This is a genomic window from Deinococcus misasensis DSM 22328, from assembly GCF_000745915.1.
GTDB lineage: Bacteria > Deinococcota > Deinococci > Deinococcales > Deinococcaceae > Deinococcus_C > Deinococcus_C misasensis.
In genome coordinates, this window is the sequence record NZ_JQKG01000006.1 from 60,523 (window position 1) to 74,319 (window position 13,797).

Consider the following 13,797-nt stretch of genomic DNA (forward strand, 5'->3'; position numbering starts at 1 on the left):
ATCGATCAACCCGAGGAGGAGACCATGAACCCCAGCGAAGCCACCCCCGAGCCCACCGTTTTCAGAACGGTCAACCGCAGTGTCCGGCAGGAAGCCATCACCGGCCTTTTGTTTGTGTTGCCTGCCTTCATTGGATTTGTGCTGTTCTACCTGTATCCGGCCATCCGGGGACTGTGGATCAGTTTCACCGACTGGAACATGCTCCGGGAACCCACCTTCGTGGGTTTTGAGAATTACCTGCAGGTTTTCCAGGACGAAAAATTCTGGAATGCCTTGTGGATCACTTTCAAATACGTTTTGCTCAACATTCCCATCCAGACCCTCTTGGGGATTTTGCTGGCCGTGGCCATGGACCGGGTGGTCAAAAGCACCGTCATTCGGGGCCTGATGATTCTGCCTTACCTGCTGTCCAACGTGCTGGTGGCTCTGGTGTTCCTGTGGCTGCTGGACCCTTCTCTGGGCATTGTCAATGCCGGGTTGCAAGCTCTGGGCCTGCCAAAACAGGACTTTTTCGTGTCCACCGATCAGGCGCTTCCCACCGTGGCTTTTGTGAACATCTGGAGGCATGCTGGATTCACTGCCCTCTTGTTCTACGCCGGACTCCAGAGCATCCCCCGCAGTGTGTATGAGGCTGCCAAAATCGACGGAGCCAGCGAAAACCAGACCTTCTGGAGGATCACCCTGCCCCTTCTTAGACCTGTGACGGTTTTTGTGGCCGTGACCTCCATCATCGGATCTTTCCAGATTTTTGACACCGTGGCTGTGGCCACCAACGGCGGACCTGCAGATGCCACCAAGGTGCTGGTGTACTACATCTACGAAAACGGTTTTGCTTTCTTCAAGATGGGCTACGCCACCGCCATGAGCATGGTGCTGTTCGCCATCCTGATCATTTTCACCCTCCTGCAACTCAAATTCTTCCGCGCCGACCAGTCGGATCTGGCCTGAGAAAGGAACCCACATGACCGTGCAAACTGCAAAACCTCACAAGCGATTCGAATGGGACAGGTTTTTCGCCTGGTTTGGCATCACCCTCGTGATCCTGCTGTCCATTTTCCCCATCTGGATTGTGCTGAAGACCGCCCTGAGTTCCAGCACCACCCTCTTTGAAGGGGCCTCCAGAATCCTGCCCTCCGAACCCACGCTGGACAACTTCAAACGGGTGCTGGGCATGGTGAGCGCCGAAGAAGCCCTCAAGGCCGGAGGCTCGGGCCAGAGTGTGAATTTCCTCAAGGCCATCAAGAACTCGGTGGTGTTCACCGGACTGATCGTGCTGGGACAGACCTTCTTCTCCGCTCTGGCTGCATATGCTTTCGCTCGACTGAAATTCCCCTTCAGGGACCAGATCTTCACCCTGTTCCTGAGCGCCATGATGATCCCCGGCATTGTGCTGTTCATCCCCAACTTCATCACCATCAAGAACCTCGGGTGGCTCAACACCATGCAAGGCATGGTCGCCCCCTACATCCTGATGACCCCCTTCGCGGTGTTCTTCCTGAGGCAGTTTTTCCTCTCCATTCCCCGTGAAACCGAAGAAGCCGCCCTGCTCGATGGTGCATCCCCCTTCATGATCTTCTGGAAAATCGTCCTCCCCATGAGTCAGGGGCCTCTGGCAACACTGGGCATCCTCACCACCATTGGCATGTGGAACGAGTTCTTCTGGCCTTACCTGATCGGCAAAGACGAGGGTGTGTACACCCTGCCTGTCGCCCTGCAACAGTTCCAGACCCAGACCCCACAAGGTTCACCCGACTGGACAGGCCTGATGGCCGGAGCCTTTCTCTCCATCATTCCTGTGTTCATCCTGCTGGTGGTGATGGGCAAACGGGTCATCGAATCCCTCGCCTTCAGTGGCGGCAAATAGAGCCCCACACCAGAGCCATCCCAAACAAAGGTTTCAGTGTTCAAGTGGTGCAAGCCCTTGGATGGAGACACAACACGCCCCAAAAAGGCAAAAGAACACCCGGAGGAAAGCATGAAAAAGTTCGTGACCATCAGCAGCATTCTGGCCCTCACCTCTAGCGCACACGCCGCCACCACGGTGGATTACTGGCTCTGGGACAGCAGTCAGCTTCCCGCTTACCAGCAGTGCGCCAGAGACTTTCAGAAACTCAACCCTGACATCAGCATCAAAATCACCCAGAAAGGCTGGGACGATTACTGGACCGGCATCACCACCGGGTTTGTGGCAGGTACCGCCCCTGATGTGTTCACCAACCACCTCTCCAAGTACCCCGAGTTCGCCCTGAACGGCCAGATTGTGGACATCGCCCCTTACATCAAAAAAGACGGTGTGAAAGACATCTATCTGGAAGGCCTGTACACCCTGTGGGGCAGGGACGGGAAGCAGTATGGTCTGCCCAAAGACTGGGACACCGTGGCCATCATCTACAACAAGGACATGCTGAAAAAAGCCGGGATCGATCCCAAAGCCCTGTCCAACCTCAAGTGGAACCCCAAAGATGGAGGCACCTTTGAGAAACTGGTCGCCCAGCTGACCCTTGACCAGAACGGCAACAACGGCCTCTCCAAGGGCTTCGACAAGAGCAAAGTGAAGCAGTACGGCCTGATCAACCCCTGGGACCCCAACCCCTACGGACAGACCGGCTGGAGCTGGCTGGCGGTCTCCAACGGCTTCAAGTTCAACGATGGCCTGTACGCCACCAAATACTATTACGATGATCCCAAACTGGCTGAAACCATCCAGTGGCTTACCGATCTGGCCCTCAAAAAAGGCTACCTGCTGCCCTACAAGGACACCAAAGGTCTGGGTGCCAACGCCAACTTTGTGGCAGGCAAAGGGGCCATGACCACCGACGGAAGCTGGATGATCAAGTGGTACATCGAAAACGCCAAATTTGATGTGGGCTTCGCCCTGCTGCCTGTGGGTCCCTCTGGAAAACGCGTCAGCATGTTCAACGGCCTTGCAGACAGCATCTGGAGTGGCAGCAAGAAAAAAGACGAAGTCTGGAAATGGGTCAAGTACCTCGGCTCTGAAGCCTGCGAAAGCGCAGTGGGCAAATTTGGAGTGGTGTTCCCTGCCACCAAAAAAGGGGTGAGCAACGCTCTGGCAGCCCACAAGAAGAACGGTGCAGATGTCTCCGCCTTCACCAAACTGACCCAGACCAAAGGCTCCACCTTCCTGTTCCCGATCACCGACAACGCCAGCCAGATCAACTCGATCATGACCACCGCGCTGGAAAACGTGTATCTCGGCAAGGCCAATGCTGCTGAAGCCCTCAAAGAGGCCAACGAGAAAGTCAACAAACTCTTCAAGTAAATCCTCACCTCTCTTCTTCCTTTCCATGGGGGAGCCTTCGGCAAGAGGCTTCCCTTTTTTTCTTCAAGGAGCGTGCATGACCACCGAACGACTGACCACCGGTTTCAAAAGCTGGAGCCTCCCTCTGGACGATTACCAGATCCTCCTGAACGGATACCAGAGCTGGAGTCCAGCAGACCTCAGAAACCTTACGGACACCCAGGTGCGCCCAATTCTGGACGTGCTGGTGAAACAGGGTTACGACCTGCAGTTTCCACCCACCAACGCTGCAGGACACTGGCGCAGCCACCACCTGATTGCTCTGGTCACCGACAAAGGGGCCTACATCGGGTTTGCCCTGTCTGCCAAAACCAGCGTGACCTGCTGGGAAGCCCGCATCGAAAAGGATCAGGTGACTTTGACCCTGCAAGTGGACGGCGCCCCAGAGGAAGTGGCCTTTGAATGGACCGAACACCCGATTGAGCGTCTGGAAGCCCTCTCACAGGAATTTGCCCGCAACATGCAGTCCCCATCTCGGACCCCAATCCGGGTGTGGTGCAGCTGGTATTCTTATTACCGCCACATCACCGAAAAAGACTTTCTGGACAATGCAAAGCTGGCCCGTGACCTGCAGCTTCCCTTCGATTGTTTTCAACTCGATGACGGTTACCAGAACGATCTGGGCGACTGGTTGCTTCCCCGTCCAGCCTTTCAGGGGGATGTCAAGGGCATTCCAGCAAAAATCGAAGCTCTGGGTTTCAAAGCTGGCCTGTGGATGGCTCCATTCATTGCCAGCCCCACCAGCGAACTGTTCAAAACCCATCCCGAGTGGTTCCTGAAAGACGAAAACGGTCAACTGGTCGAGGCTGGAGACAACTGGGACAACGTGTATTACGCCCTTGACCTCAGCCAGCAAGAAGTGCTGGACTGGCTCGAAGATCTGGCCCGCACTTTCCGGGGTTTTGGGTACACCTACTTCAAGCTGGATTTCCTCTTTGCTGGAGCGCTTCCGGGTGTCAGGCAAAACGGCACCAGCAGAACCGAGGCCTACCGCAACGGACTGGCAGCCTTCAAAAAAGGTGCGCCAGATGCCTTCATCCTCGGGTGCGGAGCCCCTCTGGCCCAGAGTGTGGGTCTGGTGGAGGCCATGCGCATCGGACCGGATGTCACCCCTTTCTGGGACGAGTCTGCCCGCAGGCAGTGGGTGAGGGACGAGAGCACCCCCTCATTGAAAGGCACCTTGCAAACCTGCCTGAGCCGCTTTTACCAGCACCACTGGTACATGCCGGATCCAGATGTGATGTTGGCCCGCCAGAAACTCAGCCTGCTTTCGGACCGGGAACGCGAATCCCTCCTGAGGCTGTTGCAGGTGTGTGGTGGCCTTCTTGCCTCCAGTGATCCTTTGATGCTGCTGGAAGAACCGGACCTCGACCTCCTCAGGGAAGCTTTGATATTTCGGCCCAGAGACCTGCCCAGCACCTTGAACCGGCGTTTTGGTGTGGCACCCACCCATTATCACACGGTCACCTTCAATCTGACCGAAGAGATGCAGGATGGGATTGTGCCCCATGGAAGCCGGATGGAAAGGGTGCTGGAGCCTGTGTGATGGCCGAGAGCCGAGGATAAAACAGATTGCCGAGAGCCGAGGGCCGAGAGCAACAAAAGCTTTTGCTCATGTTTGATGAAGCAAGGTTGCTTCTGGAGAGGAAATGCAATACCAAAGCCCTCGGCACTGGGCTCTGGGCTCTCGGCGCTTTGTCTCCACAGGCGTGGTATACCTATTCATGTGACAAAACTTGAAGCCCAACAGCCCATGCCGGAATTTGCATTGCAGGACCAAGCGGGAAAAACCCACAAACTGACCGATTACCGGGGCAAGTATGTGGTGCTCTATGTGTACCCCAAAGACGACACCCCCGGATGCACCAAAGAAGCCTGTGATTTCCGGGACAACCTTGAACTGAAAAACCTCGGGGTGCAGGTGCTGGGCCTGAGCAAAGACGATCAGGACAGCCACGCAGCCTTTGCAGAGAAATTCAGCCTGCCTTTCCCCCTGCTCTCTGACCTCTCTGGCGAATACATCACCAGCATTGGGGCTTGGGGCACCAAGAACATGTATGGCAACATTTCTGAAGGCATCAAACGCACCACCTTTGTGATTGACCCCGAGGGGAACGTCGTTAAGGCGTGGTATGCCGTCAAGGTGGATGGGCATGCCGAGAGCGTTCTGAAGACCATCCAGAAAGACATGGAGAAGAAATCCAAATGAGCCTTGAGGCCCTCAAAGAGCAGGCCGCCATCAAGGCCGTCGGTTACATCCAGAGCGGCATGCGGGTGGGCTTGGGAACGGGTTCCACAGCCAAATACGCCATTCTGGAACTGGCCCGCAAACTCCGTGAAGGGGAACTCTCAGACATCGTGACCGTGGCGACCAGCATTGAAAGCGAACGCCTTGCCCGTGAGAACGGCATCACCGTGCTTGACCTTGATCCCACCCCTCTGGACGTTGCCATTGACGGTGCAGACGAGATTTCCCCAGAGTTGAACCTGATCAAAGGCCTCGGGGCTGCCCTGCTGCGCGAAAAAGTGGTGGAAATTCAGGCCAAAACCTTCATCGTGATTGCCGATCACACCAAACTGGTGTCCCACTTGGGCCAGAAAGCACCCGTTCCCGTCGAGGTGGTCCAGTTTGGGGTCCAGAGCACCCTGAAACGCCTTGAGCAGTACGGCAACCCCAAACTGCGAGAGAAAAACGGCGAATTGCTGGTCACCGACAACGGCAACTTCATTGCAGACCTCTGGTTTGAGAATCCCGATCCAGTCACGCTGGAGCGCAACCTCAAAGGCACCCTCGGGGTGGTGGAAACCGGATTTTTTCTGGGCATGGCGTCCAGAGCGATTGTGGCCCATCAGGACCGGGTGGAGGAGATTTTTTTGCAGAAGGCTGAAGGCTGAAGGCTCTATGCCGAGTGCCCAGAGCCGAGTGCCGAGGGCAAAAAGCAGAAAGAAGGATGCCGAGCACATAGGGCAGAGCGCTTGAACAGCCAGAGAAAAACAAAGAGCGCCTTTTGGCGCTCTTTCTCGCTGTCTACTGTGAACTGTAAACTCAAACTCAAGACAGGGTTTTCTGAGGGAATTCATCCAACTGATAAGACCCAAACAGCGTCTGAATCGAGAGGTTGCGCTGCACGTCTTTGCGGGTCCAGCCTTCGGGCAATGCGAAGGTGATCACTCTGGGACGGTGGGCGGGCAGGTCCAGATAGTTGTCTGAGAAGACCACATCGGCATGCTTGAAATCCAGTTCCACAAAGCGGGCCAAGGTCTGTGAGGTGAGGGTCAGTTCTGCAGTGCTGCCTTCGGTTTTGACCTCTGCAACGATCTGGGGGCGGTCATATTTCATGTGCTTGTCGAGGCTGAAGGGCATCACCTGCGTTTGCAGCAGTTCGTTTTGCCAGAGTTCCACCACCAGCACGGTTTTTCCAGCTTCACCTTGCAAAGGAAGGCTGTGAACCAGTGTGTCTTTCAGGGCCAGAGCGGTGGTTTTCAGGCTGCCTCTGGAGAGGGCTTCGCCGGAAAGGGTTTCAAAACTCCAGCGCACTTCGATGGTCTGGTCCTGCACCCGGTCCGAAGTGACGTGCAGATCAATGCGGTCTGGATGGTCTTCCAGAGAAAGCAGCAGTGGAGCGTAAAAGCGTTTGGCAGCGTAGTGCAGGGCTTTCCAGCGTCCGTAATGGTCCAGACTGGCCCATGAGGCCACCGGCCAGCAGTCGTTCAGTTGCCAGTACAGGGTGCCGGAAACCCGGTGGCGGTTGCGCCTCCAGTGCTCCACCCCGTAACGCACCCCTTCGGCCTGCAAGACCATGCTGAGGTACACCAGTTTGGCAAAGGAGGTGGGCAATTTGAAGTGCTCCAGCATTTGCTTCACAATCAGACCGTTGCCGATGTGGCTTTTCTGGTGGTGTTCCATCACTTCTGAGGTGATGTTGTGGTCTTCTGGCCCTGCAAAGGTGTCAATGGTTTTCATGGGGGGCAAAGACTGAAAGCCAAACTCGGACATGAAGCGTGGAAACTGTGTGCGGTACGCTGAAAATGGAGCCCCTTTGTGCCAGACATCCCAGTAGTGCATGTCGCCCTGATCTGCTCCGTTGGCTTGCACAATGGGCAGGTGACTGGAAGGGGAGGAGGGCCAGAACAGGCGTGTGGGGTCTTCCTGACCCACCCACTCGGGCAAAAGGCGGTAAATGAACTGCTTGTATGCTTCTTTCAGGTGGGTGCGCTCGGGGGTGTCCCATCCCCACCATTCCCAGCCCATTTCCTGCTCGTTGTCTCCGCACCAGAGGGCAATGCAGGTGCGGTTCCTGAGGCGTTTCAGGTTGTCTTGCAGTTCCAGTTTGACGCTGTTCAGGAAGGCTTCTTCATGGACAGGGTAGATGTTGCAGGCGAAAATCAAATCCTGCCAGACCAAGAGGCCCAGTTCATCACAGAGGTCATAAAAACTGTCTGACTCGTAGTACCCTCCTCCCCAGACACGGATCATGTTCTGGTGGGAGGCCACTGCAGATTCCAGTAGGTTGCGTTCCTGACTGGCGGTGATGCGGGTGGGAAAAGAATCTGCGGGAATCCAGTTGCTGCCTTTGCAGAACACTTCGATGCCGTTCACAAAGAAGGTGAAAGAGCGGCCGTAGGCATCTGGAATTTGCTTGACTTCAATGGTCCTCAGGCCGACTTTCTGGGTTCGCTGATCCAGCATGGTTTTTCCAGAGACCAGTTCGGTTTCAAGGGTGTACAGGGGCTGTGCACCATACCCATTGGGCCACCAGAGCTCTGGTTTGGCGGTGGGGAAACTGAGGTGCACGGTGCCATCTGCGCCCACCAGAGCCGACCCTTCATGTTCAAGTTGTCCCTGTGGATCCAGCACCTTGACCTTGGTTTGGAGGGGAAGGGTGCCCCACTGCTCCACTTGCACTTTCAGATGCAACTGAACCTGACCGTCCTGATGGTTTTGCTGGATGTGCACATCGTCCAGTCGGGCTTGCTGGTGGGTTTCGAGCATCACCTTTTTCCAGACCCCGATGGTGGGCAGCACCGGACCCCAGTCCCAGCCGAAGTGGCTCGGGGCTTTGCGCAGGGTGGCGCTTTCAAAGACGCCGGGTCTGGTGGCTTTGGCCTCTCGCACAAAGGGCATGGGTGCCTTGAACAGCACATGCAAAGCATTTTTGCCTTGAAGCAGATCCGAGACATCCAGCCGGTAGGTGCGGAACATGTTGTCTGCGTCCAGCAGTTTCTGGCTGTTCAGGGTCACTTCTGCGAGGGTGTCCAGCCCTTCAAAGACCAGAAAAGAGCGGCTTCCTGCCTCGGGTTTGCTGGCAATAAAAGAAAAACGGTATTCCCAGTTGGTTTCTGCAACCCACGCCACATCTTTCTCGTGGGTGCCCACAAAGGGATCGGGAATTTTGCCCAGAGCGAGCAGGTCGGTGTGGACCCCTCCGGGAACGGTGGCGGGCATCCATTCTGTGCTGCCCACCTGACGAAACTGCCATGTGCCATTCAAGCTTTGACGTTGCATGTTGCTCCCCTGCTGTTTACTAAACTGTTACTCCAGCATAAGAGCAAAAAACAGCAAAGAAGCCGGGTTGTATGAAACACTTTCCAAATCAAGCGTAATTTTGCTTGTTTGTTACGAAATCTTGTGCTGATCCGTGAAGCAGGAGGATTCAACCGAATCCTCCTGCTTTGAAAAACCCTTTCCAGATCTAGGGTTTTTGGTTCTTCCGTCAATTGCTTGAAATGCTGTCAGCCTTTCTTGGGCTGGCTGGGTCTGACCTCTACCCGTGAAGGCAGGGTGCGCTCGGGCATCTCCAGCAGGTCTTGCACGATCTGGGCGATGTCCTCGGGTTGGATTTTCCAACTGTCCTGTGCGTTGGGGGTGTGGTTGTTGAAGTGGGTGGCCACACTTCCGGGCATGATCTGGGTGGCTTTGATGCCCAGAGCCCGCAAGTCCAGCATGGCCGCTTCGGTGAACCCGTTCAGACCAAATTTGCTGGCGTTGTACGCAGCCCCACCTGCAAAAGGATTTTTCCCTGCCAGGCTGGAAATGGTGATGAAGTACCCCTGTGTTTTGCTCAGGGCCTCCACGCTGGCTTTCAGGGTGTAAAACACCCCGGTCAGGTTGGTGTCAATGACCTTGTGCCAGTCTTCGATGCTCAGGTCCTGCACGGGTTTGAACACGCCCACACCGGCGTTGGCGACCACCACATCCAGAGCCCCAAATTTTTCCAGATGGGCCTGCACGGCGTCTTGGAGTTGCTGGGCGTCTCTGGCATCGGCAGGCACGGCCAGCACTTTCTCGGGATGGCCCAGAGAGGCGGCTGCGGCTTGCAGTTCTTCTGCATTGCGTGCCGTGATGGTGACGTTCAGTCCGGCTTTGAGAAGGGTTTGTGCAACACTGTATCCAATGCCTTTGGATGCTCCGGTGACAAGTGCATTCTGGTGTTTCATGACAGAGCCAGTCTATCCACAGTCTGTCCTCAAGAATGCAACCAAACCCGTACTCTGGCGCAAAAGGGTGCAAAAAACAGACCCGGTTTTGCAACCGGGCCAACACATGCGAACTTCGGCAGGAGGGACAGACGAAGGACGGTCTCAGTAGGCTGTGCCGCGTTTGCTGTCTCCAGCAAAGCCAAGGTTCTCTTTGACTTTGGGCTCCACCATGGTTTTGATGGCTTGCATCCCTGCAGGGATGTTGTGGCTCAGGCCGTCCTTGCGCATGCGCATGAAGATGGGGGCCATCGGTCCGATCAGGGTGATTTCGGTGGTGAACAGCAGGTCATTGCCCTGTTTTTCCCAGGTGCGTTTGGTCAGCATCTCCACCCCCAGAGCAAGGGTCGTGGAGATGATGTAGCTCTGTCCAACATCACACATCAACACAGAAAACTTGCTTGAGGCGCCATTTTTGTGTTTGATCGTTCCTTTTGTGCCAAGTCTGAAAAGGCCTTCGAGTTGTGCGCTCTCCACCTCGGGATCCCACATGCTCCAGTGGGCAACGTCGGTGATGACCTGCCAGAGGGCGCTGGGATCACAGTTCAACCGCTCGGTGTGCGTGTATTTGGTCATGGTCCATCTCTCCTTGCTGAAGTTGTGGTTATGGGTCAATTGTATAGGGGAAACCCTTACAAAACCATGAATGCAGTGATGGCCGTCACGGGCAAAAAGCCCAATTCAATCAAAAAGCCCCCGGATGTTGAGGTCCGGGGACACAATCCTGCACGAAAATTACTGCACCTGTGTGGACTGGATCGCAGTTAAGGCAATGGTATAGACGATGTCATCGACCAGAGCCCCTCTGGAAAGGTCATTGACGGGCTTGCGCAGACCCTGCAACATCGGACCCACACTGACCACGTTGGCACTGCGCTGAACGGCCTTGTAGGTGGTGTTTCCGGTGTTCAGATCAGGGAAAATGAACACGGTGGCTTTGCCTGCAACCGGGCTTCCCGGTGCTTTTTGTGCACCCACACTCGCCACACTCGCAGCGTCGTATTGCATGGGTCCATCGATCACCAGATCTGGACGCTTGGATTTGGCGATTTCCGTGGCATGACGGACTTTCTCCACATCGTCTCCAGCCCCGGAGGTTCCCGTCGAGTAACTGATCATGGCGACCCTCGGGGTGATGCCAAAAGCCGCCGCCGAATCTGCAGACTGGATGGCAATGTCTGCCAGTTCTTCAGCGGTCGGGTTGGGGTTCACAGCGCAATCCCCATACACCAGCACCTGTTCGGGCATCAGCATGAAAAACACACTGGACACGATGCGGGCACTCGGGGCGGTCTTGATCAGTTGCAGGGCCGGACGGATGGTGTTGGCGGTGGTGTGCACGGCTCCACTCACCAGACCATCCACCTCACCCAGAGCCAGCATCATGGTGCCCAGCACCACGTTGTCTTCCAGTTGCTGCTCGGCCATGGACTCGGTGAGGCCCTTGTGCTTGCGGAGTTCCACCAGAGGGGCCACATACCGACCACGCACACTGGCAGGATCCACAATTTTCAGGCTGTCTGGAACGTGCAAACCTTGTGCTTCTGCAACCTGATGGACTGTTTCAGGTTTCGCCAGCAAAATGCACTCGGCAATGCCTTTCTCGTGGCACAGCACTGCAGCCCGGACGGTGCGGGGTTCGTCCCCCTCGGGCAAGACAATGCGTTTGCGGGCAGCTCTGGCTTTCTGGATCAGTTCGTACCGGAAAGCTGGAGGAGGCATTTTGCGTTCATGGGTGATGTGGATGTTCTGCTTGAGGTGGCCGGTGTCCAGACGGTCGGCCACAAAATCCAGCACCTGCTCCATGCGTTCCAGATCGTCCAGAGGCACTTGAGGGTCCATCTGGTTCAGCAAATTGGAGGTGTGGTAGCTGTTGGAATCCACCAGCATCACCGGCAAATCCGAATTCAGGGCCGGACGGCACAGGCGCAGGATGCTTTCATCGGGCATCTCTCCGCAGGTGATCAGCATGCCAGCCAGAGGAATCCCGTTCAAACTGGCCAGACTGGTGGCCATGATCACGTCTTCACGGTCGCCGGGCACCACCACCAGCGTACCGGGCTTGAACAAATCCACAATGCGGTTCACCGAACGGGCCGAAACCATGTTGGCCCGAACCCGCCGCATTTTCATGTGCCCCTGATTGAGGATCCGGGCATGCAGGTGCTGCGCCACATCCCAGGTTCTCGGGGAAGCCAGTTCTGCATTGCGGTGGATGATGCCCAGCAAAGGCAGGTGTTCCAGCAGCTCGGAATGGGTGCGCAGGTCGTGCATCAGTTTCATCACGTCGGTGTCTGGAAGGGCAAAGTTCAGCACGTACCCGGCCAGAGCTTGCCTGCTTGAACTGGCAAAATCGTGGGCGGTGATTTCCAGCTGGTCGGCCAGTTCAAAAGTGGGATTGCCTGCCAGAGTGGCCACCAGCACGGTGTCGGCCCCGAGGTTGCGGGCCATGGACACATTCAGTTGGTGGGCGTAAGGGTTTTTGCCTGTGATGGCCAGACCCTCCACCACCACCACATCTGCCCCTTCAGCGGCTTTCTGAAACACGCTGACCACTTCTTCCATCAGGGCATCTTCCTGATGTTGCCCGAGGAACATCTCGGCCCGGTCTAGATTGATGGGAGCCGGGGCGTGCAGGTTGCAGTTCTCTTTGGCGAAGTGCACGCTGCGGTCCAGACTGGCGTGGTCCTGCGCGATGGGTTTGCAAAAACCCACCTTCAGAGACGCCCGTTGCAAAGCCCGCACCAGACCCAGAGCAGTGGTGGACAGGCCCACCTGTTGCCCAACTGGGGCCACAAAAATGGTTTTCATGACAGCACCTTTTCTGTTTGCAGGGCGATCATCAGCTCTTCGTTGGTGCCCACCACCAGAGCCACAGGTCCACGGTCTGTGGTGATCTGGCCGGACGGGCCCCCGACCATGCTCTGGTTGCGTTCTGCATCCAGTTCAAAGCCAAAAATGCCCAGATGGCGGAGGGTGTTTTCCCTCACAAAACGACTGTTTTCTCCGATGCCTCCTGTGAAAATCAGGGCATCGATGCGGCCCAGTGGAACCGCCATGGCTGCCACATAGCGGGCCAGACGGTAACAGAACACCTCAATGGCCAGTGTTGCACCAGCATGTCCTGCCTGACGGGCCTCTTCGAGTTCCCGCATGTCGTTGGACCGTTCACTCAGGCCCAGCAGACCGCTCTTTTTGTTGAGGAGGTCGGTCACCTGATCCACATTGAGGTTCAAAGCCTGCGCCATGAACTGGTGCAAATTGGGATCGATGTCTCCAGAACGGGTGCCCATCACCAGACCTTCCAGAGGGGTCATGCCCATGCTGGTGTCCACGCTTTTCCCACCTTTGACGGCAGTGATCGAGCATCCGTTGCCCAGATGGGCACTGATCAGGCAGGTGTCTGCCAGAGGTTTGCCCAGCAGTTCAGCGGCACGTCCGGTCACGTACTGGTGACTGGTGCCGTGAAACCCGTAACGACGGACCCCATGTTCGCGGTACAGGCTGGAAGGCACTGCATAACGGTAAGCGTGCTCGGGCATGGTCTGGTGGAAGGCCGTGTCAAAGACCGCCACATGGGGCAGGTCCGGAAAGGCTTCCATGGCGCTCTGGATGCCCAGCAGGTTGGCCGGGTTGTGGAGGGGTGCCAGAGGAATGCACTGCTCGATGGCCTCCAGCACCTTTTCATTGATCACGGTGGCGGATTTGAAGAATTCTCCACCGTGCACCACCCGGTGCCCCACATTGGCCACCTCCGAGAGCAAACCTCTGGTGTTTAAAGCGTCCAGAATGCCCTGCATGGCAATGCTGTGTCCCTGACCCGAGAGCTTGACCGTTTCTTTTGCACCTGCATGTTTCACGGTCAAGACGGGCTCGGGTTCAAAGAGTTTTTCGGCCAGACCACTGGCCAGCGTTTCCTGAGTCGCACTGCGAATCAAGGCGAATTTTAAAGAAGAACTTCCACAGTTGATGACCAGAGTGTCGCGCATCCCTTTCACTTT

General features: G+C 56.2%; 10 protein-coding genes and 1 pseudogene. 6 read left to right on the forward strand and 5 right to left on the reverse strand.

The features are described 5' to 3' along the window. Window positions 1-24 precede the first annotated feature (24 nt). The 6 genes and pseudogenes from Q371_RS06415 (at window position 25) to rpiA (ending at window position 6,214) form a co-directional block, all read left to right on the forward strand. Window positions 25-948 carry a carbohydrate ABC transporter permease gene (locus tag Q371_RS06415; protein ID WP_084571273.1) on the forward strand — a complete coding sequence of 308 codons (924 nt, stop codon included), beginning with the start codon at window positions 25-27 and terminating at the stop codon, window positions 946-948. Between the two features lie 13 nt (window positions 949-961). Beyond that, window positions 962-1,864 carry a carbohydrate ABC transporter permease gene (locus tag Q371_RS06420; RefSeq protein WP_034337771.1) on the forward strand — a complete coding sequence of 301 codons (903 nt, stop codon included), beginning with the start codon at window positions 962-964 and terminating at the stop codon, window positions 1,862-1,864. Between the two features lie 111 nt (window positions 1,865-1,975). Beyond that, window positions 1,976-3,280 (forward strand): ABC transporter substrate-binding protein, encoded by a 1,305-nt coding sequence (locus tag Q371_RS06425; protein WP_034337775.1) that lies wholly within the window; start codon window positions 1,976-1,978, stop codon window positions 3,278-3,280. A gap of 499 nt (window positions 3,281-3,779) precedes the next feature. After that, window positions 3,780-4,238, forward strand: a pseudogene (locus Q371_RS28200) (alpha-galactosidase); the annotation flags it as partial. An 807-nt stretch (window positions 4,239-5,045) separates the two neighbouring features. Then, window positions 5,046-5,528, forward strand: coding sequence for a thioredoxin-dependent peroxiredoxin PrxQ (gene prxQ / locus Q371_RS06435; RefSeq protein ID WP_342668499.1), 483 nt, complete (start codon window positions 5,046-5,048; stop codon window positions 5,526-5,528). After that, window positions 5,525-6,214 (forward strand): ribose 5-phosphate isomerase A, encoded by a 690-nt coding sequence (gene rpiA / locus Q371_RS06440; RefSeq protein WP_034337782.1) that lies wholly within the window; start codon window positions 5,525-5,527, stop codon window positions 6,212-6,214. The genes prxQ and rpiA overlap by 4 nt, the downstream gene beginning before the upstream one ends. A 157-nt stretch (window positions 6,215-6,371) precedes the next feature. Here rpiA and Q371_RS06445 read toward each other — a convergent pair whose 3' ends face one another. The 5 genes from Q371_RS06445 to Q371_RS06465 all read right to left on the reverse strand — a co-directional run bounded on the left by Q371_RS06445 (window position 6,372) and on the right by Q371_RS06465 (window position 13,785). Further along, entirely contained in the window at window positions 6,372-8,825 is a 2,454-nt protein-coding gene (locus Q371_RS06445) for a beta-mannosidase (protein ID WP_034337784.1), read from the reverse strand. Window positions 8,826-9,052: 227 nt separating this feature from the next. After that, a complete protein-coding gene (locus tag Q371_RS06450; protein ID WP_034337785.1) occupies window positions 9,053-9,757 on the reverse strand; it encodes an SDR family oxidoreductase in 705 nt (234 codons plus the stop codon). Window positions 9,758-9,901: 144 nt separating this feature from the next. Beyond that, complete coding sequence (locus tag Q371_RS25445) at window positions 9,902-10,372, reverse strand: SRPBCC family protein (protein WP_051963480.1); 471 nt, start codon at window positions 10,370-10,372, stop codon at window positions 9,902-9,904. A 159-nt stretch (window positions 10,373-10,531) separates the two neighbouring features. Next, entirely contained in the window at window positions 10,532-12,607 is a 2,076-nt protein-coding gene (gene pta / locus Q371_RS06460; protein WP_034337786.1) for a phosphate acetyltransferase, read from the reverse strand. Further along, window positions 12,604-13,785, reverse strand: coding sequence for an acetate kinase (locus tag Q371_RS06465; protein ID WP_034337787.1), 1,182 nt, complete (start codon window positions 13,783-13,785; stop codon window positions 12,604-12,606). The genes pta and Q371_RS06465 overlap by 4 nt, the downstream gene beginning before the upstream one ends. Between the last annotated feature and the right edge of the window lie 12 nt (window positions 13,786-13,797).